Here is a 26,065-nt window from a genome sequence, read left to right on the forward strand (position 1 = left end):
GCTGTCCGGTTAAGCTTGTCCCCGCCGCTTCGCCACTGACCGCTGTGACGGTGCCCCTGTTTGTCAGGGAAAGACCGGCTGGCAGGGTGACGGTGACAGTATTACCGCTGCCGGTACCAGAGACCAGCGTGCCGCTCGTTGCGGACGCGTTGTTGTTTGTCAGGGTGAAGCTGGCATCCGACCCCGAGCTGTCGCCGGTCTTTGTGAGAACGCTGACGGGGAGCTCGTACTGCGAAAATGTCAGCGTGGAGTTCGTGCCGTCATAAGAGACGGAGATCTGCAGGCTGCTGGACGCGTTCGCGATATTCACCGCGTTCGAGCCGCCGAGGCTGATCGAGCTGCCGACGATAGACCCGTTGAGGGAGCTCAGATCTGAGCTTTTCACATAGATCGAGTCGCCGATCTCGAGGCCGTGGATCGTGTCGCCGTTCAGTTTTGAGGCTGCGCCAGAGGACGCGCCCGTGAAGAGGTCTGCGCCGGATCCGCCGACGAGAATATCTTTGTCACTGCCGCCATAGAGGCTGTCGTCACCGGTGCCGCCATAGAGTGTGTTGCCGGCTCCGCCGCCGCCGTCGTCGGCTTTTGAGCCGGCATAGATAACGTCGTTGCCCTCGTCGCCATAGAGCAGGTTGAGGGCCTTGCCGCCGTCATCGTCGCCGTAGAGCGTGTCGTTGCCGGTGCCGCCATATATCGTGTCCGGGCCGTCGTCCGAGTGGATCCAATCGTCGCCGGCATCGCCGTACAGCACCGCTCCGGTGGTGGTTCCGGTGCCGGCGCCGCCCGGGCCCTGGACGGTGTCGTTCCCATCGCCGCCATAGAACACCGCGCCGGTATTGAAGATGAAGCCCGAGCTGAAATCGTCCCCGGCCCCGCCATAGAAGGTGTCGGCACTGGTGTCGGAGTCGCTCGAAGATCCGAGCGTATCGTTGCCGTCGCCGCCGAAAAGCACGTCGCTGCCGGTCCCGGCCCGGAGCGAATCATTGCCGTCGCCGCCATAGAGCGTGTCGTTGCCACCATCGCCATAAAGGATGTCGTTCAGGGCATTGCCGTAGACGAGGTCTTCACCCAAGCCGCCATACAGCGTGTCGTTGCCGTCGCCGCCGGTGATCGTATCGTTGCCGCCATTGCCGATGATGACGTCGTTGCCGGCCAGCGCATCGATATTGTCCGCGTCGCCATCGCTGGTCAGCGTGTCGTTCCCGGTGGAGGGCGTCCCTGTCACGGCAAGGCGTTCGGGGTAGGTATGCAGCGCCTCGGCCGCGAAAAGTGTCGCGGCGACAGGCAGGCTTGCCCATCCAGCATCGCCGCCAAGTGGCCTTGTGGAGGCGTACACAGTGACGCCGAGCGCCTCCTCCAGGGTCTCGACCAGTTCCGCTCCGGCGGGTCCGGCGCCGGTCTCGCAAGAGATCAGGGCCAGTTCAGCGCCGGGCGCGAGCGCGTCCCGCATGCGATAGAGATTGTGCCGGCCGACCTTTAGCGCTGCGCTGTCGATCCGCTGTCCTGAGAGTTCGACGGCGCCGGGGGCGCCGTGTGCCAGGATCGAGAGCTGGCGGACACTCGAAGTGCCGGACAGTGCCGCCGCGATTTCCGCCAGCGGATCGCCCGAAGCGGCGAGCCGGTGTATCTCGGTTCCGGTCCGCAGGCTGGCAGTCAGGAGACCGGTGTCATGGACCGCCGGATCGACGAATAGATAACGCTTGTTGTGGTTCATACTGCGCGTACCCGCTGGCTCTGAGAGATGAAGCGATAGTTCGGGAAGCGCACAATGCTGGTGTGGGGAGTATCAAGATATTGGAATTATGGGAATTTTTGGAAAACGCTTTGGAAAAATTGGAAAAATTGGAAAACGTTTTGGAAAAATTGGAAATTGGGTGTGAAGCCGATGGATGGGGTGGATTCCGCTGATGTTTGCCGGTTTAGGCAGGCGCCGGGCAGGCCGCTCGTCGATTGACATCTGAGGTGCTACCGCTCAGCCTCCGGGACTTTCATTTGGGGCGGCTGATGATCATGGCAGAACTCGTTGGCAAGGTAGCGATCGTGACCGGGGCTTCCGCTCCACGCGGGATCGGACGGGCTGTTGCCATGCGTCTGGCCGCTGAGGGAGCTTCTGTCATCGTCAGCGACCTTGGGACATCTGAAACGACGAACCTGCTCGCGGATATCGTCTCGGAGATCACGGCGGCTGGGGGAACGGCATTGGCCGTGACGGTCGACGTTACCCGGAAATCAGATATCGAGACCGCGGTGAAGCTGGCGAGGGAGCATTTCGGCCGCATCGACATTCTGGTGAACAATGCGGGCTCTCTCGCCGGGTCCGCGCCTTTCCTGGAAACGAAGCCGGCTGAATGGGAGACCAGCTTTGCTGTGAACCTGCTTGGCCCCGCCATGTTCACCCAGGCGGTGATCCCGGAAATGCGGGCGTCGGGCGGCGGTAGCATCGTCAATATCGGCTCCACCGGCAGTCTCGGCGCCGACGCCGGTTTCGGCGCCTATACCGCCATGAAACACGGGTTGGTCGGCCTGACCAAAACGGTCGCCGCCGAGTTCGGAGTCGATGGCATTCGCTGCAACGTGGTCTGCCCCGGTTTCATCGCGACGGATATGCATACGGCGGCGAACGACCGTCTGGCCCGGGAGAGCAGCCGTCCGGTGGATGCCGTGAAACAGGAGCGTTACAGAACGGTGGCGATGCGCCGGGCGGGAGAGCCAGAAGAGGTGGCCGAGGCCGTTGCATTTCTTGCCGGCCCGCGCGCGGAATACATCACCGGGATCGCCATGCCGATCAGTGGCGGTACGCCCGTCGGGCTTTGACACATACCCGCTCCGGTCACTGCTTGCGGGCGATTCCGAATAGCGCCTTTGCCGGTCCGGGGTGCCAGCTTTCCTCTATCTCAAGCCCCGCCGCTTCGAAGTCGGCGATCAGGGTCTCGGCGGTGAAGAAGCCGACCCAGGGCACGAGGCCAAGCCAGCGAGCCGGCGGTAGAACGAAACGCAACCAGCCTAACCGGCCGCCGGCAAGGCACGGGGTGGAGCTGATGAAGAGCCCTCCCGGCTTCAGCAGGCGTACCGCTTTCGCGATGGCGGCCCGGCGGTCGCGCAGCAGGTGCAGGATGCTGTGCGCCATGACGAGGTCGTAGTTCCCGTCCTCAGCCTCCAGGCTGTCGAAATCCGCGACCTCGAAAGTGATATTCCCGACGCTGGCTGCCTCCGCCTTGTGGCGTGCGATTTCCAGCATTTTTGGTGAGATATCCACCGCCCGGATATGCGCGACATGCGGGGCATGATGCAGGGCCGTGGTTCCGGTGCCGCAGCCGAATTCGAGAACCTCCATGCCGGGGGTGAGGCGTGCGCGGGTCAGGGCGAGCTTGCGTTCGTACGCCGCCTCGTCCCCGACGGGACGTTTCGCATAGCCTTCTGCGTGTTTGTTCCAGAATTTCGCCGTATTCGTCATCCGCATCTCCCCTTTGCGGGAGCTTTGTGTGGCGAAAGAGGCAGTCTGTCGACCGGGTAAAAAGGATCCGGACACACAAGACTGTGAGCGCTGTAGGACACCCGTTTAGCGCTCTGTTCCGGCCCGGTGCAATTCACTCACTGCCATGCGTTTATAGGTATCGACGAGTTTCGCTCCTTCGTCCGGCTCGACCGAAATCGCGAGCCGCATGGCGGCTTCGCCAAAATGCATGATCAGGAAACAATCTGTGGCGGCGCGCTCCGGGTCACAGTCCGGCGCGACACGGCAGAGAGCTTCGGAAAGCAGGGCGCCGCTCTTGCGGCTTTCCGCGATTTCCATGTCTCTCAGGGTCTTGTCGGCGCCTATGCCGGAATAGATGTCGCGAATGACCGGTTCCGCCTGGAAGAGAGCGTAATAGACGTCGATCAGCTCGTTCAGCGCATCGCAGAGGGCGTCGAGCGTTTCCGCACCGGACAGCCCGTCCTTGATGCATCTGAGACATTCCGCACCGTAATGCTCGGCGAGTGCCCGGATGATCGCGCTCTTGTCCGGAAAATACTGGTAGAGCGAGCCGATGGAGACGTCCGCCAGCCGCGCCACCTCGCTCATCGTCATCGCCTCGCTGCCCTTCTCGGCGATCAGCTGGATGGCGCAGTTCAGCATGTGTTCGACACGTGCGCGGCTGCGTTCCTGATTGGGCATGCGCCGGAGCGAGATGTGCTCCAGCGTGACCTGCGACATGTCCGGCAAATTCTTCGACATAACCACTCCGTGAACTCACCCCGCATCTGAGCAAATTTCGTTGACTTGGTAAATGTGAGAGTTTATCAGATTTCAAAATATGAGTAATCCTCACATTTATGGAGAACGTGATGAACAGATACGACGAGACGGCGCCGATCCTGGTGTTGGGCGGGACGGGCAAGACCGGACAACGGGTGGTGAAGCGGTTGATCGAACAGGGACAGCCTGTCCGAATCGGCTCCCGTGAAGCAGCGCTGCCGTTCGACTGGGACGCGCCGGAAACCTGGGCGCCTGTGGTCGAGGGAACGCGGGCCATCTACATCGCCTATCATCCGGATCTTGCTGTTCCGGGCGCCCTGAAAACGGTCGGCGACTTTGTCGAGACGGCGCTCCGCGCAGGTGTGAAGCGCATGGTTCTTCTGTCCGGCCGGGGCGAGGAAGAGGCGGAGCAGACGGAACAGATGCTGATCGCCTCGGGCGCCGACTGGACCATCGTCCGGGCGAGCTGGTTCTTCCAGAATTTCAGCGAGACCTTCCTGGCCGACGCCATCAATACGGGCGAGGTCGCGCTGCCGATCGGCGATGTGAAAGAGCCGTTCATAGACGTCGAGGATATTGCCGATGTGGCGGCGGCGGCCCTTACCGATCCAGCGCATATCGGCAAGCTCTATGAGGTCACCGGCCCGGAGCTGCTGAGCTTTTCCGAAGCCGTTGCCGGTATCGCAGCTGCATCGGAGAAGCCGATCCGTTATCGGCAGATCCCGGCGGCGGACTACAAGGCCGCGATGGAGCAGGCCGGCGTGCCGGAAGATATGATCTCGCTTGTCCTGTACCTCTTCACCACTGTCCTGGACGGGCGCAATGCCAATGTGACGGATGGTGTAAGCCAGGCGCTCGGCCGTCCGCCGCGCCGTTTTACAGATTATGCGAAGCGGACCGCACTGACCGGCATCTGGGGTGCTGAAACGGCTGCACTGGCCTGAGGGCTGGATTACCAAAACCGTCCCGCGCCTGAATGAAAAACCCGCGACAAAAAGCGTCGCGGGTTTTTCATTTGTCGTGTGAAGGATCGGGCGCACATTGACAGCATGGTTAATCCTAAACTTCTCAGCGTCGCGACCGCCGTGCCCTGTCACTGCCTGTCGCAAGCCGATGCCCTTGCCCATGCCCGCCAGATCTTCGAAGAGCGGGTGCCGGCCTTTGCCCGGTTGGCGCCGGTCTATGTCAATGCCGGGGTCGAGACGCGCTATCTGTCCGTACCGCTCGACTGGTTCGCCAGGCCGCGCAGCTGGACAGAGGCGAACCGGATCTATCTCGAGGTCGCCGAGGATCTTCTTGCCGAGGCCGCAGGCCGGGCACTGGAGCAAGCCGGTCTCGCCGCATCGGACGTGGACACGCTGGTCGTCGTCTCCAGCACCGGCATTGCAACGCCGAGCTTGGATGCGCGGATGCTGCGACGACTGGATTTCCGGGACGATGTGAAACGGGTGCCGTTGTTCGGGCTTGGCTGCGCCGGTGGTGTGCTCGGCCTTGGCAGGGCAGCACAGCTTGCGGCGAGTGGGGAAGGGGAGACGGTCCTGCTGCTGGTGGTCGAGCTGTGCAGTCTGACCTTCCGCTGGTCCGATACCGGGAAATCCAATCAGGTGGCGACCGCGATCTTCGGCGATGGTGCAGCGGCGGCGGTGCTGCGTGGCGCGCGCGACGGGGATGGCGCGGCTGTCACGGCCTGGGGTGAGCATACCTGGCCGGACTCCCTCGACGTCATGGGCTGGTCGGTGGAGGAGGACGGCTTCGGCGTGATCTTCAGCCCGCGCATTCCCGAGATCGTTCGCACTGGCATGCGCAGCGAGGTGGACCGTTTCCTGGCCCGCCACGGATTGAGCCTCTCCGATATCGACCTGTTCGCCTGCCATCCCGGCGGTGCGAAGGTTGCTGATGCGTTGGAAGAGGCTTTTGATCTCCCCGAGGGCGGCCTGGCGCACTCCCGGTCGGTGCTACGGGATTACGGGAACATGTCGGCGGCGACCGTGTTCTTCGTGCTGGAGCGGATGCAGGCGGATGGGTTGGACGGCCGGCGCGTTCTGGTGCAGGCGCTCGGCCCCGGATTCACCGCCGGCTTCGCCGTGCTGGAAGGGTGAGCGGGATGGAATTGGGATGGGCACAATGGACGGCGCTGGTCGTGGCCGGGCTGCGCCTGGCTGAGCTGGTCTATGCGCGGCGCAACCTCGCGCGTCTGATAGCGCGGGGCGGGCAAGAGCATGGCGCCGGGCATTATCCGCTGTTCGTCCTGCTGCATGGAAGCTGGCTGTTGGCGCTGTTCTTTCTGGTGCATGAGGCAAAGGCGCCAAGCCTGTCATTGCTCGCCGTTTTCGCCGCCCTGCAGGTTGTCCGCGTCTGGATCATCGCCAGCCTCGGGCCATACTGGACCACGCGGATCGTGACCGTGCAGGAGGCGCCTTTGGTGCGGCGCGGCCCGTATCGCTTTCTCCGGCACCCGAACTACCTGCTTGTCGCGGTGGAAATCCCGCTGCTGCCGTTCGCTTTCGGCGCCTGGGACATTGCCGTGTTGTTCGGTGCCGCCAACCTGGCCCTGCTGGCCTATCGGATACATGTCGAGGAAGCGGTGCTTGAGCCGCGACGGAAACCGGAACTCTCAGACCATACATAAATCGTCATCCCGGCCGGAGAGCCGGGACCTAGGTGATCATAAGAGTGCGCCTTCCACCCCTGGGTCCCTGCTTGCGCAGGGATGACGATTACTTTTAGTTTCCCTTCAGAACCCGGCGTCGCCTTCCCAGTATTTGTCGTTCAGGTTCCGCATCAGCTTGTCGTGGCTCTTCTCGAGGCAGCCGCGCAGGCGGACCTTGTAGCCCTGATCGCCATAGGCCTTGCAGCGCGCGTAGGCGTCGCGGGCGGCCTCGATGCCCTGCGGTGCGAACTGCCGGAGATTGGCGGGTGTGGTCGCCTTGTCCCAGACGCCGCCGCGCAGCGCTTTCCCTGCATACCCGTCAGCCGGCAGCAGGTTGATCATCCGCGAGATCAGGGCGCCGCTATCGGCGCGGGGCGAGCCGTTTTCGAAATAGCCTTCCGCCAGCATCCGCTTTTCGCCGAGTGCGACCTCCAGATCCTCTTTACTGGGCAGGGCCGCGACCGTCGGCTCGGAACGCGGCAGAAGGGAGACCCGGTGCGGCACGCTCAGGGAGATCGAGGCGGCATCGAGCGAGGCGAGCCGCCCTGCATCCATGCTGATCCGGACCGAGGTATAGGCGCCGGTGCTTTCGAAATGCAGCAGGCCTGCGGCGGAGAATTCGGCGGTGCTGCCGTCCTTCTTCGCCACCACCATGGTGATATCGCCTTCCCCGGCGACGTCATAGACATGGCCGGCGTCCGGCTTCGGGCGATGTTCCTGCAAGCAGAAGGCGGAGAAGAACCCGGTGCAGGTGCCGTCTATGCAATTAAGCGGGACGGGGAGCTTGGTGGCGATGAGGCCGAGAACCTGGGGCAGTTTCGTTTCGGCCACGCTGGCCTCGGCTTTGCTGCTGGCGATACCGGCGGCAAGGCCCAAGCAGAGGGCGAAAGACGCAATATGTCGGAACATGGCAATCTCCTCCGGAGCTGGCCGGTCTGTCCCGCAACCATGAAGACCGGGACGTCCGGCTTTATGCGTTGAAGAAAGTATCTCACCGGGCGCGCAATGGTTCAATTGCCTGTTCACGCATGCCTATAGCCCGGTGCTGCGTTCCGAACATGGCTCGACCGGCTGTGTCGCAGGCTCAGCAAGGGATTGCGCCAGATCAAAATCTGGCTCAAGGGCGACAACAGATGACGCGCATTTGAAAGTTCACACTTCCAATCGTGCTCATATCAATTCAGCGAACGAATTTTTGGAGGATACGAGATGGCCGCTGAAGCTCGGGATCTCGAAAACGCCGGTAATGGTATTGATGCTTCTGGCGAAGCGCGCGGCCGTCGCGGCCGCAGCGGCGGCGGACGTGAAGCCCGCCGCGCCTCCAGGGCGAAGCCAAGCCAGGTGCAGGCGCCCTACATCACCCGCAACGTGCCGGTCTATGAAGTCCTCACAGAGGAAGGTCTCGAAATCATCGAGGCCAACGCCGAGACCATCATGGAAGAGATCGGCATCGAGTTTCAGGATGACGAGGAAGCCCTCGCCCTGTGGCGCGATGCCGGTGCGGACGTCCAGGGCACGCGGGTGCATATCCCGCGCGGTCTCGCCCGCACGCTCTGCGCGACGGCGCCCTCCACCTTCACCCAGCATGCCCGCAACCCGGCCCGGTCCGTAGAGGTCGGCGGCAAGAACACGATCTTCGCGCCGGTCTACGGCCCGCCCTTCGTCAGCGACGTCGATGGTGGTCGCCGCTATGCGACCATCGAGGACTTCCAGAATTTCGTGAAGCTGACCTACATGCTGCCGTCGCTGCACCATTCTGGCGGCACGGTGTGCGAGCCGGTCGATCTGCCCGTGAACAAGCGGCATTTCGACATGGTCTACGCCCACATGAAATACAGCGACAAGCCGTTCATGGGCTCTGTCACCGCGCCGGAAAGGGCGCAGGACACGGTGGACATGGCGAAGATCCTGTTCGGTGCCGAGTTCGTCGAGAACAACACGGTCTGCACCAGCCTGATCAACGCCAACTCGCCGATGGTCTGGGACGGCACCATGCTGGGGGCGCTGAAGACCTATGCCCGCAACAATCAGGCTGTCATCACCACACCCTTCATCCTCGCGGGCGCCATGTCGCCGGTGACGGTGGCGGGCACGCTCGCCCAGACGCTGGCCGAAGCCATGGCGGGGATTGCCTTTGCTCAGCTCGTGCGGCCGGGCGCGCCGGTGATCTTCGGCTCCTTCGCCAGCTCGATCTCCATGCAGTCCGGCGCCCCGACCTTCGGCACGCCGGAGCCTGCCATGGTGCTCTATGGCTGCGCCCAGCTTGCCCGCCGTCTCGGCGTTCCGTTCCGCTCCGGCGGCTCTCTCTGCGGCTCCAAGACCCCGGATGCGCAGGCGGCTTACGAGTCCGCGCAGACCCTGAACCCGACCGTGATGGGCGGCGTGAACTTTGTGCTGCACAGCGCAGGTTGGCTTGAGGGCGGCCTTGTCGCCTCTTACGAGAAGCTGCTGATGGATGCGGACCAGCTCGCCATGATGCCGACGCTCCTGGGCGGCGTGGATTTGACCGAAAACGGTCAGGCCATGGACGCGATCCGCGAGGTCGGCCCCGGCAAGCATTTCCTCGGCTGCGCTCACACCCAGGCGAATTTCGAGAACGCCTTCTTCCGCTCGAAGGTCGCCGACAACAACACCTACGAGCAATGGGCCGCCGAAGGTTCACGCGACGCCTATCAGCGCACAGGCGACCGGGTGAAGACCATGCTGGCGGAATATCAGGCGCCGGAAATAGACCCGGCGGTGGACGAGGCGCTGGTCGAATTCATGACCAAGCGGAAAGCGTCCTTCCCGGATTCCATGGTCTGATCTGATTGAGGACGGCGCGGCGGCCTACCAGCCGTTGCGCCGATCCCAGCGGGCGATGATATCGTCCGAGCCTCCCTCGAACACCTCATAGCCCTCATACGCCGCAACCGTCATGCAGACATGGTTCGGCAGGACGCGGACGCGGGCGCCGATGGGCAGTTCCTCAAACAGCGCCGGGTCGGGCAGGTGGACTTCGCCGTGTTCCTGGTGTGTGCCCCGGATGGTGAGGTCGTGCAGAGGTTCGCCGGTTTCCAGATCCGCGAGCAGGCCGAAGCCCATATCGCCATCCTTGCCGAGCGCTTCGGTCGAGCGGTCCTTGGAGAGGGCGATGCCGCCTGCATCGAGGATCAGGGTGCCGCGGGCCTTGTTGTGCGAGATCACGCTGGCGACAACGGCGGAGGCGACATCGTCGATGCCGTGGCTGCCGATGCCGGCCTGGAACAGGTCGCCGAGCGTATAGACGCCGGGGCGCATTTCAGTGACGCCTTCCAGATGATCGGCATAGAGCGCGGTCGGGGTCGAGCCGACGCTGACGATTGCGCAGGCGATGCCGTTCGCCCGGATCAGCGCGGCCGCCGCGACGGCCGCGTCCCGTTCGACGCTGGCGACGGCTTTCATGTCTTCGGGCGTGCGGCCGCGATAGGAATGGCCGGCGTGGGTCATCACACCGGCAAGGCGGGAGCGCGGGGCTTTGTCGAGAATGCGGGCGATGGCGATCAGGCGGTCATTGTCATGATCCACGCCCGTCCGGTGCTCGCCGCAATCAATCTCGATCAGGGCCGCGTGGCTGCCCGGATGGGCGGCGATGGCGTCTGCCACCTCCGTACTGTCGATCAGGATCTTCAGGCCCGCGCCCCGGGCCGTCAGCGCGGCGGCGCGGTCCAGCTTCGAGGGCGGGATGCTGACGGCATAGAGGATGTCGGCAAAGCCGTGTTCGAACAGATATTCCGCTTCCGCCAGTGTGGAGACGGTAACGCCGCCCGCCTGTCCCGCGGTTGCGATCTTCGCGATCTCCGCCGATTTGCCGGTTTTCATATGTGGGCGCAGGGCAACGCCGAGCTCTTTGGCGCGCGCGCTCATGCGGGCGCAATTGCGCTCCACCCGGCTCTTGTCGAGGATCAGGCAGGGGGTCTGGAGATCGGAGAGTTTCATGGTTGCTCGCGGGGGCTGATATCGGCGGGAGGAGCAGCCTAGAGCCGCCTGGCCGTTCAATCAATGAAACAGCGGAAAAGAGATCGGCCGTTTGCGTCCGCCCTTTGCCGGGTTTTGTTTTCAATACAACCGGATATGGGTTTGTATGGCACCGGGTCTGACCTTTCGGGGGCGGTCAGTGAAATGCGCGGACGGGGTGACGAGTCAAATCCATGGCTGAGACGAAACTTAAGGAAGCGATAAGACTGCTTTACACCGGACGAAGCCGCAGGGCGGAGCTGTTCCGGTACGCGCTCATCGCGTTTGATGTTTTCACGATCGCCTTCTTTATCGTCACAATCCCCATGACCCCATCGACCGAGATATTCCTGATCGATATTGCGGTCGGATTGCTGATTTTTGGCGATTTCATGGCCCGGCTCTGGATTGCGCCGAACAAGCTCCGCATGCTGCGGCAAATCTACACGATCGCGGATGTTTTCGTGATCCTGTCACTGCTGCTGGCGCCGATCTTCAGCCAGAGTTTCGCATTCCTGCGCATTCTCAGGGCGCTTCGGCTGCTGCATTCCTATCACGTGCTGCGTGACCTTCGATCCGAAACCCCGTTTTTCCGCCGGAACGAGGACGTCATCCTCGGCGCGGTCAATCTCGGCGTGTTCGTCTTCTTCGTGACGTCGCTGGTGTTCGTGCTGCAGTTCGGCGCCAATCCGGGGATCGAGGATTTCATTGCCGCGCTCTATTTCACCGTGTCCGCGCTCACCACCACCGGGTTCGGCGATATCGTGCTGACCGGAACGACCGGGCGGTTGCTTGCGATTGTCATCATGATCGTCGGCGTGGCCCTGTTCCTGCAGCTGGCCCAGGCAATTTTCCGGCCGCGGAAGGTGTCCTATACCTGCCCGTCATGCGGTCTGAACCGGCATGAGGAAGATGCGGTTCACTGCAAGCATTGCGGTGAGCCGCTGAAGATCGAGACAGAAGGCATTAGTTAGGCTGATTCCACGGATGGCCGCAGGTCAGCCTCCGGAGATATCCGCGAAGGTCTTGTTGCTGATCCATCCTGTGGCTAGACTTTCCGCCCAGTCGGGGCGTCCGCGCTCCATGGCGAGAGTCGCCATGTCCAGATGCGCGTATGGCACGTGCCGGTGGGTGACGGACCAGCCCTCCGGCCGTTTTTCCAGAATGGCGTAGCTGGCGTGGGGCTTCCCGGCCTGCACCTTGTGCGGTATGGGCTCGAGGTCGATATAGGCCGGGCAGCCGACAGAGCCGGGATTGACGATCAGGCGCCCGTCTGCGAGGGCCACCGTCCGGGGCAGATGGGTATGGGCGCAGAGGATCAGCGGCTGCGTGATGTCCTGCGCCCGTGCTTCGATGTCGGTAAGCGCCGCGCTGCGAACCCTTCCGTCCGGGGTCACCTGTTCCAGCCAGTAGGCATTGTCGTCTTCCGGCGTGCCGTGACAGAGAAAGACTTCGTCCCGCCAGACCATCGTTGCCGGAAGCTGACGGATCCAGTCGAGGGTTTCCGTCGCCAGCTGGTCATAGGCGAGGCGGTCCGACGTCCCCATATCCTCGGGCGCGAGTTCGATGAGCCAGCGGTCATGATTGCCGCGGATCGAGACGGCATTGATGCCGCGCAGCAGTTCCGCGGTTCCTTCGGCATCCAGCGGACTGCTGAAGAAGTCCCCGAGATTGACGATGTCGGAAATCCCCTCGGCCTTGATGTCGGCGAGGACGGCTTCCAGAGCGAGGCTGTTTCCGTGGATGTCGGCGATGGCGGCGAAACGCATGGCGGGGCTCCTGTCGGATCTATGCGGCTGCGACTGTAGCGGACGTGGCGGGGACCGTGTCACGGCTCGGGCTGACGCCGAACCGTCGGCTGTAGTCGCGGCTGAACTGGGTCGGACTTTCATAGCCGACGGCGAATGCGACCTCCGAGACGGAGAGATTTCCGCCATAGATCAGCCGGCGCGCTTCCAGCAGCCGGAGCTGTTTCTGGAATTGCAGCGGGGCCATCTGGGTGATGGATTTGAAATGCGCATGGAAGGACGACGGGCTCATCCCGGCAGCGTCTGCCAGTGCGGCGACTTTCAGCGGGGCGGTGATATCCCGGCGGATCAGGGCGATGGCTTCCGCGATCCGGCTGGCGTGACTTTCCGAGCGGGCTAACAGGCGGACCATGCTGCCGTGTTCCGCCGTCAGCAGCCAGTAATGGATCTCGCGCTTGATCAAGGGCGCCAGAATGGCGGCGGCTTCCGGCCTGTCCGTCAGGGCGAACAGGCGAGCCATCGCATCTTCGATCTCGGGCGGTGTCCGGCCTGCCGCGATTGTCCTGCCGTCGGTGTCGGATGATGTTGGCTCGGTGCGGATCTCCCGCGCCAGCTCACGCAGCAGTGCCGAATCCAGCGCAAGAGCCAGGGCAGCGTAGGGTGCTGCCGGGCTGGCCTCGACGATCCGGCTGTTCAGTACGACGTCATGGCTGACGATCAGCGATTGCCCGGCGCTGAATGTGACCACGGCATCGCCGAAGCAGGCTTTTTTCGCGCCCTGGAGAACCAGACAGAAGATCGGCTGATAGCAACAGGGCTCCAGTATCGTCGGCTGGCGGCTGCGGACCAGGCTCAGGCCGTCGATCACGGTCGGCCACGGCCCGGCGCCGGCACCCTCCCTGTCCGCATAATCCGTAACGGCGGTGATCAGGGGGGCGAGATCTTTCGAAGCATCTTTCTGCATCGGTTACAGGGTGGGCCAGTCCGGCGCCGGGATCAATGCGCCTGACTGTTAAATTTGGAGAATCGGGCAGATCATTCGGAGAAAGCGGCAGGCAGCGCCGCTTCCGTGTTCCCACCTCCGGGTCATCGCAGACTTTCTGGAGACAGAGCATGACCACAGACCGAAAAATCGCCCTGATCACAGGGGGAAGCCGCGGGCTCGGCCGCAATAGCGCGATCCACCTCGCAACCAAGGGCATCGACACGATCCTGACTTACCGCACGGACAAGGCGGCTGCCGATGAAACCGTTGCCGAAATCGCGAAGTCGGGCGGTACGGCCATCGCCCTGCAGCTCGACACGGCGGAGATCGGCGGCTTCGATGATTTCTCTGCCCGTCTCGCGGCGGCGCTGAAACAGACATGGGGGCGGGAGCAGGTCGATTTTCTGGTGAACAATGCCGGCTCCGGCGTTTTCAAACCTTTCGCGGAGACCACGGAAGCTGATTTCGACGCCATGCTGAACGTGCATCTGAAGGGTGTATTCTTTCTGACGCAGAAACTGGCCCCGATGATCGCGGATGGCGGCCGAATCCTGAACATTTCGTCCGGCCTGTCCCGCTTCGCCCTGCCGGGCTTTGCCGCCTATGCCACGATGAAGGGCGGGATCGAGGTGCTGACCACCTATCTGGCGAAGGAGCTGGCGGAGCGGCAGATCACCGTCAATGTGCTCGCCCCAGGTGCCATCGAGACGGATTTCGGCGGCGGTATGGTGCGCGACAATGCTGAGATGAATGCCCATATCGCCTCGACCATCGCGCTTGGGCGGGTCGGGCAGCCGGACGATATCGGCGGCGCTGTCAGCAGCTATCTGGCCGGTGATTTCGGCTGGATGACGGCGCAGCGGATCGAAGTGTCCGGCGGTCAGCTGATCTGATTATCTTCAGCAATAGAGAAGCGCGGGCGGGAGCAATACTTCCGCCCGCGATGCGTTTATCCGGCTGCTTCGATCCGGACGCCGAATTCCAGCCCGGCATCTTCCAGATACATCCAGAGATATTCGGCGAAGCTGGCCCGGACCAGAATGTGGTAGCTCGGCGTCTCGTCGGTCTGGTCGAACAGTACGGTGATCCGGCCGAGATGGCTTTGCACGCACTGGCCGGGGCCGAATTCACGCGGATGCAGGTCGATGGCGCAGCCCTTGATCATCACGTCGCGGGCGTGTCTGCCGGAGAGCCGGATCAGCGTGTAATGCTCAGTCACTTCGGTGACGGCGGCATGCAGGCCGGCGACGGCTTTCGTCAGCGTGGCGGCGAGGCCGGTATCGTCGCTATAGACCATCCACTCGTTCGGGGCGGTCCACAGCACGCGGGCAGTCTTGGAGCTGGTGACGGTGCCCGGCTTAGACGGAGGCTCGACACCCAGCGCGCCTTTGACGGCGGCGGTGAATTTTTTGTCCGATGGCAGACCGCGCAGCACCAGTCTGGTCTGGAACGGGATCTCGGTCAGTGTGACCCCGGCATCGGACGGGCCGCCGATGACAATGTCCATGGGGTCGAGCGCGGTGCGGGTGGTGAGGGTTTCCAGATCAGCCATCGATCCGCTCTCCTTCCAGATCAAAGAACCGGGGTTCTGTCACCGTGACCTTCACGACCTTGTCCTCAAGCGGGACATGCAGGGTTTGGCCGTGCCGGGCATGACCGCCCTTGATAAGAGCCATGGCGATGGAACGGCCGCAATTCGGGCTGTAATAGCTCGACGTGACATGGCCGAGCATTTCCATCGGCGGCTCCGGTTTCAGCTTCTCCACAACATGGCCGCCTTCCGGCAGCACGGTCTGCGGATCTTCCGTCAGCAGGCCGACCAGTTGCTTGCGGTCCGGTGAGGCCATCGACTCACGCTCAAGGGAGCGCTTGCCGACAAAGTCCGGCTTCTTCTTCGAGACGATCCAGTCCATGCCGAGATCGAGCGGGTTCACCGTGCCGTCGGTTTCCTGACCGACGATGATGAAGCCCTTTTCGGCCCGCAGCACATGCATGGTCTCCGTGCCGTAAGGCGTGATATCGAACTCCTTGCCGGCTTCCATCAGCGCTTCCCAGAGCGCCAGGCCGTAGCGGGCCGGGACGTTGATCTCAAAGGACAGCTCACCGGTGAAGGAAATCCGGTAGAGCCGCGCCGGGATGCCTGCGACAGTGCCTTCCTTCATCGCCATGAAGGGGAAGGCCTCGGCGGAGAAATCCACGTCCTCGCAGAGTTTCTGCAAGACGGCCCGGCTTTTGGGGCCGTTGATCGCCACCACGGACCATTGTTCGGTCACACTGGAGAAGAAGACCTTCAGGTCCGGCCACTCGGTCTGATGCCATTCCTCCAGCCAGGACAGCACGTTCGCCGCGCCGCCGGTTGTGGTGGTCATGTGATAGTGGTTTTCGCCGATGCAGGTGGTCACGCCGTCATCCATGACCATGCCGTCTTCCTTCAGCATCAGCCCGTAGCGGCAGCGGCCGACACCGAGCTTCAGCCACGCATTGGTGTAGATGCGGTTGAGGAATTCGGCTGCGTCCGGCCCCTGAATGTCGATCTTGCCGAGGGTCGAGGCGTCGAGGATGCCACAGCCGTCGCGCACGGCCTTGACCTCGCGGTCGATGGCTTGCCGGAAGGTCTCACCCTGCTTCGGGAAATACCAGGCCCGCATCCACTGGCCTACATGCTCGAATTTCGCGCCGTTTGCCCGGGCCCATTCGTCGATCCGGGTCTTGCGGACCGGCTCGAACAGTTTGCCGACATTCCGGCCCGTATAGGCGCCGATGGTGGCAGGTGTGTAGGGCGGGCGGAACGTCGTGGTGCCGACTGCTGGAATGTCCGAGGCCAGCACATCCGACAGGATGGCGAGCGCGTTGACGTTGGAGGTCTTGCCCTGATCCGTGCCCATGCCGGTGGTGGTGTAGCGCTTCAGATGCTCGACCGAGCGGTAGCCTTCGCGAGCGGCGAGCTGAACGTCGGCGGCGGTCACATCGTTCTGGAAATCAACGAAATGCTTGCCCTTGCGGCCGAGTTTGGCCTTGCCCGGCGTGATCCAGAGAGGCCGCAGGCCGCCCTGTTCCGGCTCGGTGGCTTTCGGCGCGGCGGGTGCACGTCCCTTGTGTCCGGCCTCGCGCGCGGCTTCGGCGCCAAGTTTGAGGCCTTCCTTCAGGCTGTCGGCCAGACCCATGGTGCCGTTGCAGGCTCCGGTGCTGGCCAGGGCCTGACTTGCCGTGCCGGGAATGAACGCGGCCATTTCCGTGTCCCAGGTGAGCTTGCCCTTGGACTGGGAGAACAGATGCACCGTTGGGTTCCAGCCGCCAGACATGGCGATCAGGTCGCAATTGACCGATTTGGCCGTGCCGGTGACGCCGGTGCCGTTCGCATCGAGCTGCATGACCTCGACGCTGGTCACTTTCTGCGTGCCCTGCACCGAGACGATGCCGTGGTTCTCATAGACGGTAATGCCCTTGGCCCGGACCGCGTCGGCCAGCGGGCCGGTGACGGATGTGCGGACATCGACGATGGCGGCGACGCGGCCGTGTGCGTCCTCAAGGGCGAGAGCCGTGCGGTAGGCATCGTCGTTATTGGTGAAGATCACCGTCTTGCGGCCGGGCAGGACGCCGTATCGGTTGACGTATGTGCGCACTGCCGAGGAGAGCATGACGCCCGGACGGTCATTGTCCGTGAAGACCAGTGGCCGTTCGAGGGCGCCCGTCGCCAGCACAACACGCTTGGCCCGGATCTTCCAGAGCCGCTGGCGCGGTGTGTGTTCCGGCGCTGCGCCGAGATGGTCGCTGACCCGCTCCAGGCCGGTCAGGTAGTTGTGATCGTAATAGCCGGTAATGGTGCAGCGCTTGACCAGAGTGACCTCGGGCATCGCCTCCAGCTCCGCCACACTTTCCTCAACCCAGCGGGCAGGCTCCTTGCCGTCGATTTCGCAATCGCTCTCGGACAGCAGCGATCCGCCCCAATCCGCCGTCTCGTCCGCCAGGATCACCCGGGCACCGGTCTTGCCGGCCGCCAGCGCCGCCGCGAGACCGGCGGGCCCGCCGCCGACGATCAGAACGTCGGCATGGGCATGGACCTTCTCGTAGCGGTCCGGATCGCGGTCCGGCGGCGCCTTGCCGAGACCGGCTGCATGCCGGATGACATGCTCGTATTTCAGCCAGAGCGAGGCTGGCCACATGAAGGTCTTGTAGTAGAAGCCCGCCGGGAACAGCCGGTGGAAGACTGAATTGACGGCACCGACATCGAACTTCAGGCAAGGCCAGCGGTTCTGGCTGGCGGCTTCCAGACCGTCGAAGATCTCGATCTGGGTCGCCCGCAGGTTCGGCTCCGACTTGTTGCCGCCGCCGAGCTGGATCAGCGCGTTCGGCTCTTCCGATCCGGCGGCGAGGATGCCGCGCGGACGGTGATACTTGAAGCTGCGGCCGATCAGGTGGACGCCGTTGGCGATCAGGGCAGAGGCGAGGGTGTCGCCCTCAAAGCCCTCGTAGCTCTTGCCGTCGAAGGTGAAGCGGACCGGCTTGGAGCGGTCGATACGCCCCTTGTCGCGGATCCGGAAAGACTGCCCGCTCATGTGCCCGACACTCCCGCTTTCGCGTTCTTCTCAGCCGCGCTCTGGCGCCGCCAGTTGCCTTCATAGGCCTTGATGCCTTCGGGGCTCTTCGGTAGCTCGCCCATCGGATAGATCTCGATGATCTCGTCGGTGGCGGTATTGCGCACGACGTTGAACCATTGCCGGCAGCCGGCGCTGTGCGACCAGCGCTCCAAGAACGGGCCCTTGGCGTTCTGTTTCAGGAACAGGTACTCGGCCCACTCCCCGTCGCTCAGCTTTTCCGGTGCGGCCGGGCGCAGGATGTGAGCCTCGCCGCCATAGTGGAACTCATTGTCGTCGCGCGGTCCGCACCAGGGACAGGTGATGTGCAGCATGTCTTCTCTCCCTAGTGCGCGACGCCGGCGGCGCCGTGCTCGTCGATGAGGTAACCGGTTTCGAATCGCTTCAGGCTGAAGGGCGCGGCGATGGCGTTCGGCTCGTCCCGGGCGATCAGGTCGGCGAAGACATGGCCGGAGCCCGGTGTTGCCTTGAAGCCGCCGGTGCCCCAGCCGCAATTGAAATAGAGCCCGTCGACCGGTGTCTTGGAAATGATCGGCGAGGCGTCCGGGCAGGTATCGACGATACCGCCCCAGGTTCGCAGCACCCGCAGGCGCGAGACGATGGGATACAGCTCGACCGCTGCCGCCAGCAACCCCTCTACCGTCGGGATGCTGCCGCGCTGGCTGTAGGAATTGTAGCTGTCGACACCGGCGCCGAACACCAGCTCGCCCTTGTCGGATTGGCTGATATACATATGTACCGCGTTCGACATCACGACCGTGTCGATGCAGGGCTTGATCGGCTCGGAAACCAGCGCCTGCAAGGGCCGGGAATCGATCGGCAGGTTCAGGCCGGCCATGGAGGCGACGACGCCGGAATGTCCGGCGGTGACCACGCCCACCTTCTTCGCCTTGATGGTGCCGCGGTTTGTTTCGATGCCGGTAACCTTGCCTCCGTCGCGCAGGATGCCGGTGACTTCGCAATTCTGGATGATGTCGACGCCGAGATCGTCGGCCGCGCGGGCATAGCCCCAGGCCACGGCATCGTGCCGGGCGGTGCCGCCACGGCGCTGGATGAAGCCGCCCATGACCGGATAACGAATGCCGGGATTGGTGTCGATGATCGGCACCAGCTGTTTGATCTGGGCCGGGCTCATCACTTCACTGTCGATGCCGTTCAGGCGGATCGCCTCGACCCGGCGGCGCATTTCTTTCAGCTCGTGCTCCGAATGTGCCAGCGTCAGCACGCCGCGCTGGGAGAACATGACGTTGAAATTCAGCTCCTGACTCATGCCTTCCCAGAGCTTCAGCGCATGCTCGTAGATGCCGGCGCTTTCGTCCCAGAGATAGTTGGAGCGGATGATGGTGGTGTTCCGGCCGGTATTGCCGCCGCCGACCCAGCCCTTTTCGACCACGGCGATATTCCTGATGCCGTGCACGGAGGCGAGGTAATAGGCCGTGGCCAGCCCATGGCCGCCACCACCGACAATGATTACGTCGTATTCAGGCTTCGGCTCCGGCGAACGCCAGGCCTTTTGCCAGTTCTCGTGATAGCTGAGCGCGTTGCGCGCCAGTGCGAAGATCGAGTAGCGGGAAGCCCCGCCTCTCAGCGCCCGCATGCCGTTCGCGGAACCTTTCATCGCCTTGCCCCCATAGGACCTAGATTCGCCAGAATGATCCGGACGGTAATCGGAGCTGTCCAGCCCCTGTTGTTCCGGCCCGACCTGCCGTGACGCCGCTGGAACAGGCCGGATGCGTTCTTTTACCTCAAGCGCGAGATGTTTAGAGATTCGGAATGTAGTCCGACGTATCCGGTCGTTTGTTCGGGTTGGCATGCAGATCGATGACCATCAGCATATCGGGCCCGTCGGGCTTGTCGCGGACGGGCAGGCGGACGCAGCAAATGCCGTATGTCCGGTTGCGCCATATAAAACGGTTTTCGTGAATCGTCGGGCGGCCGGATACCAGGCATTGCCGGTTTTGCTGGATGAGGGCCGCGGCATAATCCGGATAAGGCATCTCGCTGACATGCATGCCGGTGAAATCCATACCGCCCTTGTTGGCGGCGATGCCCGAATAGAGCCGGTAGATGAAGTCCGCACCGTCTTTGACGGGTTCAAGCAGAGAAACCCGGCCCATCAGCTTGCCAAAATTCTCTGGCGGGAAATATGATCGTAGCGGGAGGCCAGACCCGCTCCAGTTGTCCCAAAGCTCCAGCATGTGAAGGGACGGGCGCACAGCGGGAGCATCGCGCGGAAGCTCGACGGAGGATATCAGTCCGCCGCGCCTCGTGCCGTCGAGGCTCGAGACGAGCTGGTCATCATCTAACATATGTCAATCGGAGGGTTAGTTGAGACGAAACTTCCGCTTCAGGCCTTCGTGGAAAAGCCGCTCCGCATGGTCGGACGGGGTCGCTGTACCAGCTGGATTATCCGCGTACCAGTCCCGATAGTCGGCAAGCCGGATGGGGTTCAGGAATTCCTGGCATCCGCGGCCACGATTGGCCGCCTTGAAGCGCAGGATGTCGTCGAAGGTGACGCCGGTCACCTCGACCTTTTCCACCAGGCCGCCGGCGTCGAAACCGAGCACGATGCGGTTGAGATAGGGATACTGTGCTTCTGCCAGCATCATCGCCATTCCGCCGGCACCGTTAGACGGTGCGTAGATCCAGCACCCGACATGGGCCCATTGCTGATGCAGCATACGCAATACGGAATCGCGGGATCCAGGCGCCGTTTCGCCACTGCGGCCGAAGCGGATGGCGACCGGATCATTGATGGCGGCCTTGATGTCCTGGAGCCGGGCGCCGCTCTTTGCTGCGGAAGCGAAGTCGAGCAGCAGTTTCCTGACGATCTCCTGGCCGGTTTCATCCGCGCTTGCTTTCGTTTCGTTTGCAGGCGCCATGACGAGTTCGACCATGGGTGCATCCAGGGCAAGCCAGTCCGCCGCGAGCTCGGAGGACCGCCCGGAGTTTCCGTCATCGGTGCAGCCATGCGGGTCTGCCGGTGAGAGAGCGGTCAGAAGCCCGCTCGGCCTGGCCGCCACATAGGTGGCGACAGCCGCGTCGAAACGACTGAAATCCTCGCGCATGGCGCTGTAGAAGGCGACGCAGGCGCGCCCGGCGGCATGCAGCGCATCCGGCGCCTCGTCGCTGGTGGTGAGCCGCGATACCGATTGCCGTTGCAGAATGTCGTAGGCCGCGCGAATGCCGGACCCGCCGCTTGGGCCGGCCGACGCGATCCTGCGCATCAGCCATCCGTCATTGGTCCGCTGAAGCCCGCTTGGGGCAACCAGGATTTCGGCGGGGTTCGTGCCACTTGAAAGCGTGTCCGTGAACAGCAGGGTGCCGGATGTCCGCGCGCGGATGCTGATCTGCTGTAACTCGGGCGCGCCGGTGGAGATGCGCACCATGGTCCCGCCCTCGGTCAACGGAACGTCTTTCTGGATAACAGTTTCTTCCACGGAGCCCGGAGCGATAGAGGCGATCAGACGCTCGACGGGAATGCCGGTGGGGCGTCCGAGGAACGATTCGGCCTGCTCCAGTAGCGGCACGGAAAACTGCGGCATGGCGGAAAGACGAAGGGAACGCTGCGGGGGCGTGGTTCCACTCAGGAGGACCGGGTTGCCGGTGATACGGGCACCATCGTTGATTGGCAGGCTGTTCCCGTCTGCATTCAGCGTCCTTGGCAGACTGCCTGATGCACCGGTGTATTCGGCCTTGAGTATCAGCGACCGCTCCACCACCACATCACAGCAAAACGCCTCCAAGCCGGACTTTGGCGCCGCCGCGGGAGCGGATACCGTGACCTCTTCAGAGAGATAGCAATCGTCGAAATGTCCGGCGATCACCGGGCAGGCGACCGGGTTACCGTTCGGTGCTATGGCGGCATCGAAGCTCGGTGTCGATTGCGCCACGCAGAATGCAAACAGGGCCGGCCCGCCAAGCAGGATAATTGCAAGGCCGGCAGCAATCGCGATGGCCAGCCGCTTGCTTCGGCGCGGCGGTTCGGCCGCTGTTTCGGCCTGCTCGTCCCCAGGGGCCTTCTTTGCGGAAAGATCCGGTTTTTTGCCCGACCGAGCTGAGGCGCTGCCGGCTTTTGCCGCGTCGTCTTTTTTCTTGGAAGCCGTTTCCTTCACATCGGACGCTGCCGCACTGGACGCTGGGGCATCCTTTTTATCGGTGGCGGATGTTTCCGGCTTATCGGTGTTCGGAGTCTTTTTCGGATCGTTCTTCTCGCCGGGATTGTCCGGTGACGACATATCGAAGCTCCACATGCAAAACGCGTGATGAAAAGACTAAGCGAAAATAACGGGAAATACCAACTTGTTGGCATACTTGCGGATGCCGGCCGCGCGTTGCGCTCTGCTTCAGGCCTTATCCAGCGCCAAAGACCCGCCGAGCGTCAAAGCGGGGTGCACAAGCAAAAAGGGCCGGCAAAGTTGCCAGCCCTTTTCTTGTCATGCTGTTTCGTCAGGTCAGGCGACGGCCTGGCCTTCCTTGCGCAGGTGATCGAGCGCGCGATCGAGGCCGCGCCGGAAAGCTGCGAACATCTCGTCGATCTGGCTCTCGGTGATGATCAGCGGCGGGCAGAAGGCGATGCTGTCACCGACGGCGCGCAGCATCAGGCCTTCCTCGGTCGCCAGATTGGCAATCATCGGGCCGACGCCTGCAGAGGCTTCGAACGGCTTCTTGGATTCCTTGTCCTGCATCACCTGGATGGCGCCGAGGAGACCGACACCGCGGGCTTCGCCAACCAGCGGATGGTCGGCGAAGGAGCGGATGCCCTTCTGGAAGTACGGAGCAACGCCCTGCACCTTCTCGATGATGTTTTCCTCATCGTAGATCTTCATGGTCTCGAGGGCGACGGCGGCGCAGACCGGGTGGCCGGAATAGGTGTAGCCGTGGCCAAAGGCGCCAAGTTCCGCGCTGGCTTTCTTCACCGGCTCGTAGACCTTGTCGTTGATGATGGTCGCGGAGATCGGCAGATAGCTGGAAGACAGGGCCTTCGCGCACACCAGAATGTCCGGCTTCATGCCGAAGGTCTCGGAACCCCAGTAATTGCCGGTCCGGCCGAAGCCGCAGATCACTTCGTCGGCAACCAGCAGGATGTCGTACTTGTTGAGGACCTTCTGGATCTTCTCGAAATAGGTCTTCGGCGGAACGATCACACCGCCGGCGCCCATCACTGGTTCGGCGAAGAAGGCGGCAACCGTGTCCGGGCCTTCCTCGATGATCATGTTCTCGAGGTTCTCGGCCAGGCGGGTCGCGAAATCCTCTTCGCTCTCACCGGGATTGCACTTGGAGTAGTGGTGCGGCTCGTCCGTGTGGATGAAGTTGGCAAGCGGCACGTCGAAGCCGCGATGGTTCATCGTCCGGCCGGTCAGGCTCGACGCGGCGAGAGTGATGCCGTGATAGCCGTTCATCCGGCCAATGATCTTCTTCTTGTGATGCCGGCCGAGGGCATTGTTGTAATACCAGATGATCTTGATCGCGGTATCGTTCGCTTCCGAGCCGGAATTGTTGAAGAAAACCTTGGACATCGGCACCGGCATCTTGGAGATCAGCTTCTCGGCGAGGTCGATGCTCGGCAGATGCGCCTTGTGCGCGAAGGTATGGTAATAGGGCAGGGTGTCGAACTGCTTCATGGCTGCCTGTTTCAGGCGCTCCGAATTGAAGCCGAGCGAGGTCGACCAGAGGCCGGCCATGCCTTCGATGTATTTCTTTCCGGAATCATCATAGACATAGATACCTTCCCCACGCTCGATGATCATCGGGCCCTTCTCTTCATGGGCCTCGAAGTTCGTGTAGGGATGCAGCACATAAGCGACGTCACGCGCCGCCGGTGAATTCGGCTGGAAAGGCATAGCGATTCTCCTTCGGGAACGGCGCTGAACAGGCCGTGGGGACTGACCGCCAACATAGCACGCCATTTTGGCTTGAAAAGCCAGTGCGCGATCCCGGCAAGGAAACGGATCGGCCGACTGTCGTGCTTATGCTGCACTGCACTGAAGCATAGGTAAAGTCGGGCGCCGGTTATTTCGCGTTGTGCGTTTCTGCGCTGTTTTTCTAGGGGTTCCGAAGGCATCAATGTCATTGACGCCACCAGGACGAGGGGGTTTTATGCATTGATCCCGGCCAGTAGTTCTGCCGGGCCGCGCCCTGATCGGGATCCCGAAAGTCATAGAAGGGTCTGCATTGGGCGCGACAGAGGCATCATTGGGGAGCTTTTCATGCGCAAAGCATTCACCGCCCTTGCGGTAGCGGCCGTCGTTGCCGCTTCCGGAGGTCTCGCCGAGGCGAAGACCTTGAAGTGGGGTTTCCAGACAGACACTACATCTCTCGATCCGCACGCCCACAACGTGACCTTCACCCTCGGTTTCCTCGGAAACATCTATGAGGGTCTGGTTCGTCGCGACGCGGATCTGAAATTCGAGCCGGGTCTCGCGACCAAGTGGGAGAACCTTGAGCCGACCCGCTGGAGGTTCCACCTCCGCAAAGGCGTCAAGTTCCACAACGGGAACGACTTCAACGCGGACGACGTCCTGTTCTCCTACGAACGGACGAACAACGAGGACGCCAACCTGCGCGGCCGCGTCGTCGGCATCAAGGAAGTCGTCAAGGTTGACGATTACACGGTCGACTTCATTACCGAGAAGCCCAATCCCATCATTTATTATGAGTGGGATACCTGGTTCATTATGGACAAGGAGTGGTCCGAAGAAAAAGGCGCCACGACCCCGACGAATACCTCTACGGGTGTCGAGAGCTATGCCGCTCACCACGAGAACGGCACAGGCGCTTTCACCATCACCGAACGCCAGACCGACGTGAAGACGGTCCTGGTTCCGTTCAAGGACTGGTGGGACAAGCCGCAGCATAACCTGACCGAAGTCATCATGACCCCGATCGGCCAGGACGCGACCCGCGTCGCGGCTCTGTTGTCCGGCGAAGTCGACATGGTCTATCCGGTGCCGGTTCAGGACATCAAGCGGGTGAACAGCAACGACGGTACCAGCGTGCTGGTCGGCCCGGAGCTGCGCACCATCTTCCTGTTCTTCGATACGTTCCGTGACGAGCTGCTCTATTCCAACGTGAAGGGCAAGAACCCGTTCAAGGAGCTCAAGGTCCGCCAGGCCGTGTATCACGCGATCGATATCGAGGCGATCAAGAAGAAGATCATGCGTGGTCTCTCCGATCCGTCCGCGATCATGATTTCGCCGAAGCTGTTCGATAAGTCGGAAGGCTTCACTCGCCTGCCGTACGATCGCAGCAAAGCCAAGGCTCTGCTGGCCGAAGCCGGTTATCCGGACGGGTTCGAAACCCGGATGGATTGCCCGAACGATCGCTACGTCAATGACGAGCAGATCTGTCAGGCCATCGTGTCCATGCTCGCCAAGGTCGGCATCAAGTCCTCCCTGGTGGCGCAGCCGAAAGCGAAGTACTTCGCGGCGATCAACCCGAAGGGCGGCAGCGATTACGCCTTCGGCCTGCTCGGCTGGACGCCGGGTAGCTTCGACTCCTGGAACGTGCTGTTCAACCTGCTGAACACGCCGAAGCCGGACGAAGGCCGTGGCCCGTATAACTATTCTGGCTACAGCAACGCACGGGTCGATGAGCTGACCGACATGATCGGTGTCGAAACCGACAAGGCAAAGCGCGACGCGATGATCGAGGAAGCTTTCAAGATCTCCACGTCCGAAGTTGCTACCGTCCCGCTTCACCAGCAGGCTCTCGCCTGGGGCAAGCGCGACAACATCGAGCTGAAGCAGCGTGCTGACAACCAGTTCCGCTTCTACTACGTCAACGTGAAGTAATTCACGGACGAATGGGTAAGGGCCGGTCTCAGGACCGGCCCCTGCCTTTTGAGAGATCTGCTAAACCTGCCGGAAAGCGTGACCG

General features: G+C 62.6%; 22 protein-coding genes. 8 read left to right on the top strand and 14 right to left on the bottom strand.

Translation table 11 applies throughout. The features are described from left to right. The coding region (locus tag IG629_RS19330) for a DUF4347 domain-containing protein (protein WP_193173552.1) at positions 1 to 1,711 on the bottom strand (1,711 nt) is incomplete at its 3' end. A 296-nt stretch (positions 1,712 to 2,007) separates the two neighbouring features. On the opposite strand from IG629_RS19330, the gene IG629_RS19335 reads away from it, so the two are divergent. Beyond that, a complete protein-coding gene (locus IG629_RS19335) occupies positions 2,008 to 2,811 on the top strand; it encodes an SDR family NAD(P)-dependent oxidoreductase (RefSeq protein WP_193173553.1) in 804 nt (267 codons plus the stop codon). 16 nt (positions 2,812 to 2,827) lie between these two features. On the opposite strand, the gene IG629_RS19340 is transcribed toward IG629_RS19335, so the two are convergent. Beyond that, positions 2,828 to 3,451: a class I SAM-dependent methyltransferase gene (locus IG629_RS19340; protein WP_226886947.1), complete on the bottom strand. Its 624-nt coding sequence runs from the start codon at positions 3,449 to 3,451 to the stop codon at positions 2,828 to 2,830. 105 nt (positions 3,452 to 3,556) lie between these two features. Then, the gene (locus IG629_RS19345) at positions 3,557 to 4,213 is read right to left on the bottom strand and encodes a TetR/AcrR family transcriptional regulator (RefSeq protein WP_193173555.1); all 657 of its coding nucleotides are present in this window, start codon (positions 4,211 to 4,213) and stop codon (positions 3,557 to 3,559) included. 110 nt (positions 4,214 to 4,323) lie between these two features. Between IG629_RS19345 and IG629_RS19350 the strand changes: the two genes are divergently transcribed. The 3 genes from IG629_RS19350 to IG629_RS19360 all read left to right on the top strand — a co-directional run bounded on the left by IG629_RS19350 (position 4,324) and on the right by IG629_RS19360 (position 6,863). Next, complete coding sequence (locus IG629_RS19350; RefSeq protein WP_193173556.1) at positions 4,324 to 5,178, top strand: NmrA family NAD(P)-binding protein; 855 nt, start codon at positions 4,324 to 4,326, stop codon at positions 5,176 to 5,178. 105 nt (positions 5,179 to 5,283) lie between these two features. Next, positions 5,284 to 6,333, top strand: a complete 1,050-nt coding sequence (locus IG629_RS19355; RefSeq protein WP_193173557.1) for a type III polyketide synthase — start codon at positions 5,284 to 5,286, stop codon at positions 6,331 to 6,333. 5 nt (positions 6,334 to 6,338) lie between these two features. Next, positions 6,339 to 6,863 (top strand): isoprenylcysteine carboxyl methyltransferase family protein, encoded by a 525-nt coding sequence (locus IG629_RS19360; protein WP_193173558.1) that lies wholly within the window; start codon positions 6,339 to 6,341, stop codon positions 6,861 to 6,863. Positions 6,864 to 6,968: 105 nt separating this feature from the next. Here IG629_RS19360 and IG629_RS19365 read toward each other — a convergent pair whose 3' ends face one another. Continuing rightward, positions 6,969 to 7,793, bottom strand: coding sequence for a hypothetical protein (locus IG629_RS19365; protein ID WP_193173559.1), 825 nt, complete (start codon positions 7,791 to 7,793; stop codon positions 6,969 to 6,971). 300 nt (positions 7,794 to 8,093) lie between these two features. On the opposite strand from IG629_RS19365, the gene IG629_RS19370 reads away from it, so the two are divergent. Then, positions 8,094 to 9,689: a trimethylamine methyltransferase family protein gene (locus tag IG629_RS19370; protein WP_193173560.1), complete on the top strand. Its 1,596-nt coding sequence runs from the start codon at positions 8,094 to 8,096 to the stop codon at positions 9,687 to 9,689. A 24-nt stretch (positions 9,690 to 9,713) separates the two neighbouring features. Here IG629_RS19370 and IG629_RS19375 read toward each other — a convergent pair whose 3' ends face one another. Then, complete coding sequence (locus tag IG629_RS19375; protein ID WP_193173561.1) at positions 9,714 to 10,841, bottom strand: alanine racemase; 1,128 nt, start codon at positions 10,839 to 10,841, stop codon at positions 9,714 to 9,716. A 212-nt stretch (positions 10,842 to 11,053) separates the two neighbouring features. Between IG629_RS19375 and IG629_RS19380 the strand changes: the two genes are divergently transcribed. Beyond that, on the top strand, positions 11,054 to 11,833 hold the full coding sequence (locus IG629_RS19380) for an ion channel (protein WP_193173562.1): 780 nt from the start codon (positions 11,054 to 11,056) through the stop codon (positions 11,831 to 11,833). Between the two features lie 24 nt (positions 11,834 to 11,857). Here the strand turns inward: IG629_RS19380 and IG629_RS19385 are convergent, their stop codons facing one another. Further along, complete coding sequence (locus tag IG629_RS19385; RefSeq protein ID WP_193173563.1) at positions 11,858 to 12,628, bottom strand: metallophosphoesterase family protein; 771 nt, start codon at positions 12,626 to 12,628, stop codon at positions 11,858 to 11,860. A 19-nt stretch (positions 12,629 to 12,647) separates the two neighbouring features. Further along, complete coding sequence (locus tag IG629_RS19390; RefSeq protein ID WP_193173564.1) at positions 12,648 to 13,571, bottom strand: AraC family transcriptional regulator; 924 nt, start codon at positions 13,569 to 13,571, stop codon at positions 12,648 to 12,650. 149 nt (positions 13,572 to 13,720) lie between these two features. Here IG629_RS19390 and IG629_RS19395 point away from each other — a divergent pair, with 149 nt between their 5' ends. After that, positions 13,721 to 14,485: an SDR family NAD(P)-dependent oxidoreductase gene (locus IG629_RS19395; RefSeq protein ID WP_193173565.1), complete on the top strand. Its 765-nt coding sequence runs from the start codon at positions 13,721 to 13,723 to the stop codon at positions 14,483 to 14,485. Positions 14,486 to 14,541: 56 nt separating this feature from the next. Here IG629_RS19395 and IG629_RS19400 read toward each other — a convergent pair whose 3' ends face one another. The 7 genes from IG629_RS19400 to IG629_RS19430 all read right to left on the bottom strand — a co-directional run bounded on the left by IG629_RS19400 (position 14,542) and on the right by IG629_RS19430 (position 24,030). After that, entirely contained in the window at positions 14,542 to 15,144 is a 603-nt protein-coding gene (locus IG629_RS19400; RefSeq protein ID WP_193173566.1) for a sarcosine oxidase subunit gamma, read from the bottom strand. After that, positions 15,137 to 18,148 carry a sarcosine oxidase subunit alpha gene (locus tag IG629_RS19405; RefSeq protein ID WP_193173567.1) on the bottom strand — a complete coding sequence of 1,004 codons (3,012 nt, stop codon included), beginning with the start codon at positions 18,146 to 18,148 and terminating at the stop codon, positions 15,137 to 15,139. Before IG629_RS19405 ends, IG629_RS19400 begins: the two co-directional genes overlap by 8 nt. Beyond that, positions 18,145 to 18,501 carry a sarcosine oxidase subunit delta gene (locus tag IG629_RS19410; RefSeq protein ID WP_193173568.1) on the bottom strand — a complete coding sequence of 119 codons (357 nt, stop codon included), beginning with the start codon at positions 18,499 to 18,501 and terminating at the stop codon, positions 18,145 to 18,147. The genes IG629_RS19405 and IG629_RS19410 overlap by 4 nt, the downstream gene beginning before the upstream one ends. An 11-nt stretch (positions 18,502 to 18,512) precedes the next feature. Next, positions 18,513 to 19,805, bottom strand: coding sequence for a sarcosine oxidase subunit beta family protein (locus IG629_RS19415; protein ID WP_193173569.1), 1,293 nt, complete (start codon positions 19,803 to 19,805; stop codon positions 18,513 to 18,515). Positions 19,806 to 19,947: 142 nt separating this feature from the next. Beyond that, positions 19,948 to 20,496, bottom strand: a complete 549-nt coding sequence (locus tag IG629_RS19420; protein WP_193173570.1) for a PAS domain-containing protein — start codon at positions 20,494 to 20,496, stop codon at positions 19,948 to 19,950. A gap of 15 nt (positions 20,497 to 20,511) precedes the next feature. Next, entirely contained in the window at positions 20,512 to 22,425 is a 1,914-nt protein-coding gene (locus IG629_RS19425) for a hypothetical protein (protein WP_193173571.1), read from the bottom strand. Between the two features lie 216 nt (positions 22,426 to 22,641). After that, positions 22,642 to 24,030, bottom strand: coding sequence for an aspartate aminotransferase family protein (locus IG629_RS19430; RefSeq protein WP_193173572.1), 1,389 nt, complete (start codon positions 24,028 to 24,030; stop codon positions 22,642 to 22,644). 366 nt (positions 24,031 to 24,396) lie between these two features. On the opposite strand from IG629_RS19430, the gene IG629_RS19435 reads away from it, so the two are divergent. Continuing rightward, positions 24,397 to 25,980: an ABC transporter substrate-binding protein gene (locus IG629_RS19435; protein ID WP_193173573.1), complete on the top strand. Its 1,584-nt coding sequence runs from the start codon at positions 24,397 to 24,399 to the stop codon at positions 25,978 to 25,980. Positions 25,981 to 26,065 lie beyond the last annotated feature (85 nt).

This window comes from Nisaea nitritireducens, assembly GCF_014904795.1.
GTDB lineage: Bacteria > Pseudomonadota > Alphaproteobacteria > Thalassobaculales > Thalassobaculaceae > Nisaea > Nisaea nitritireducens.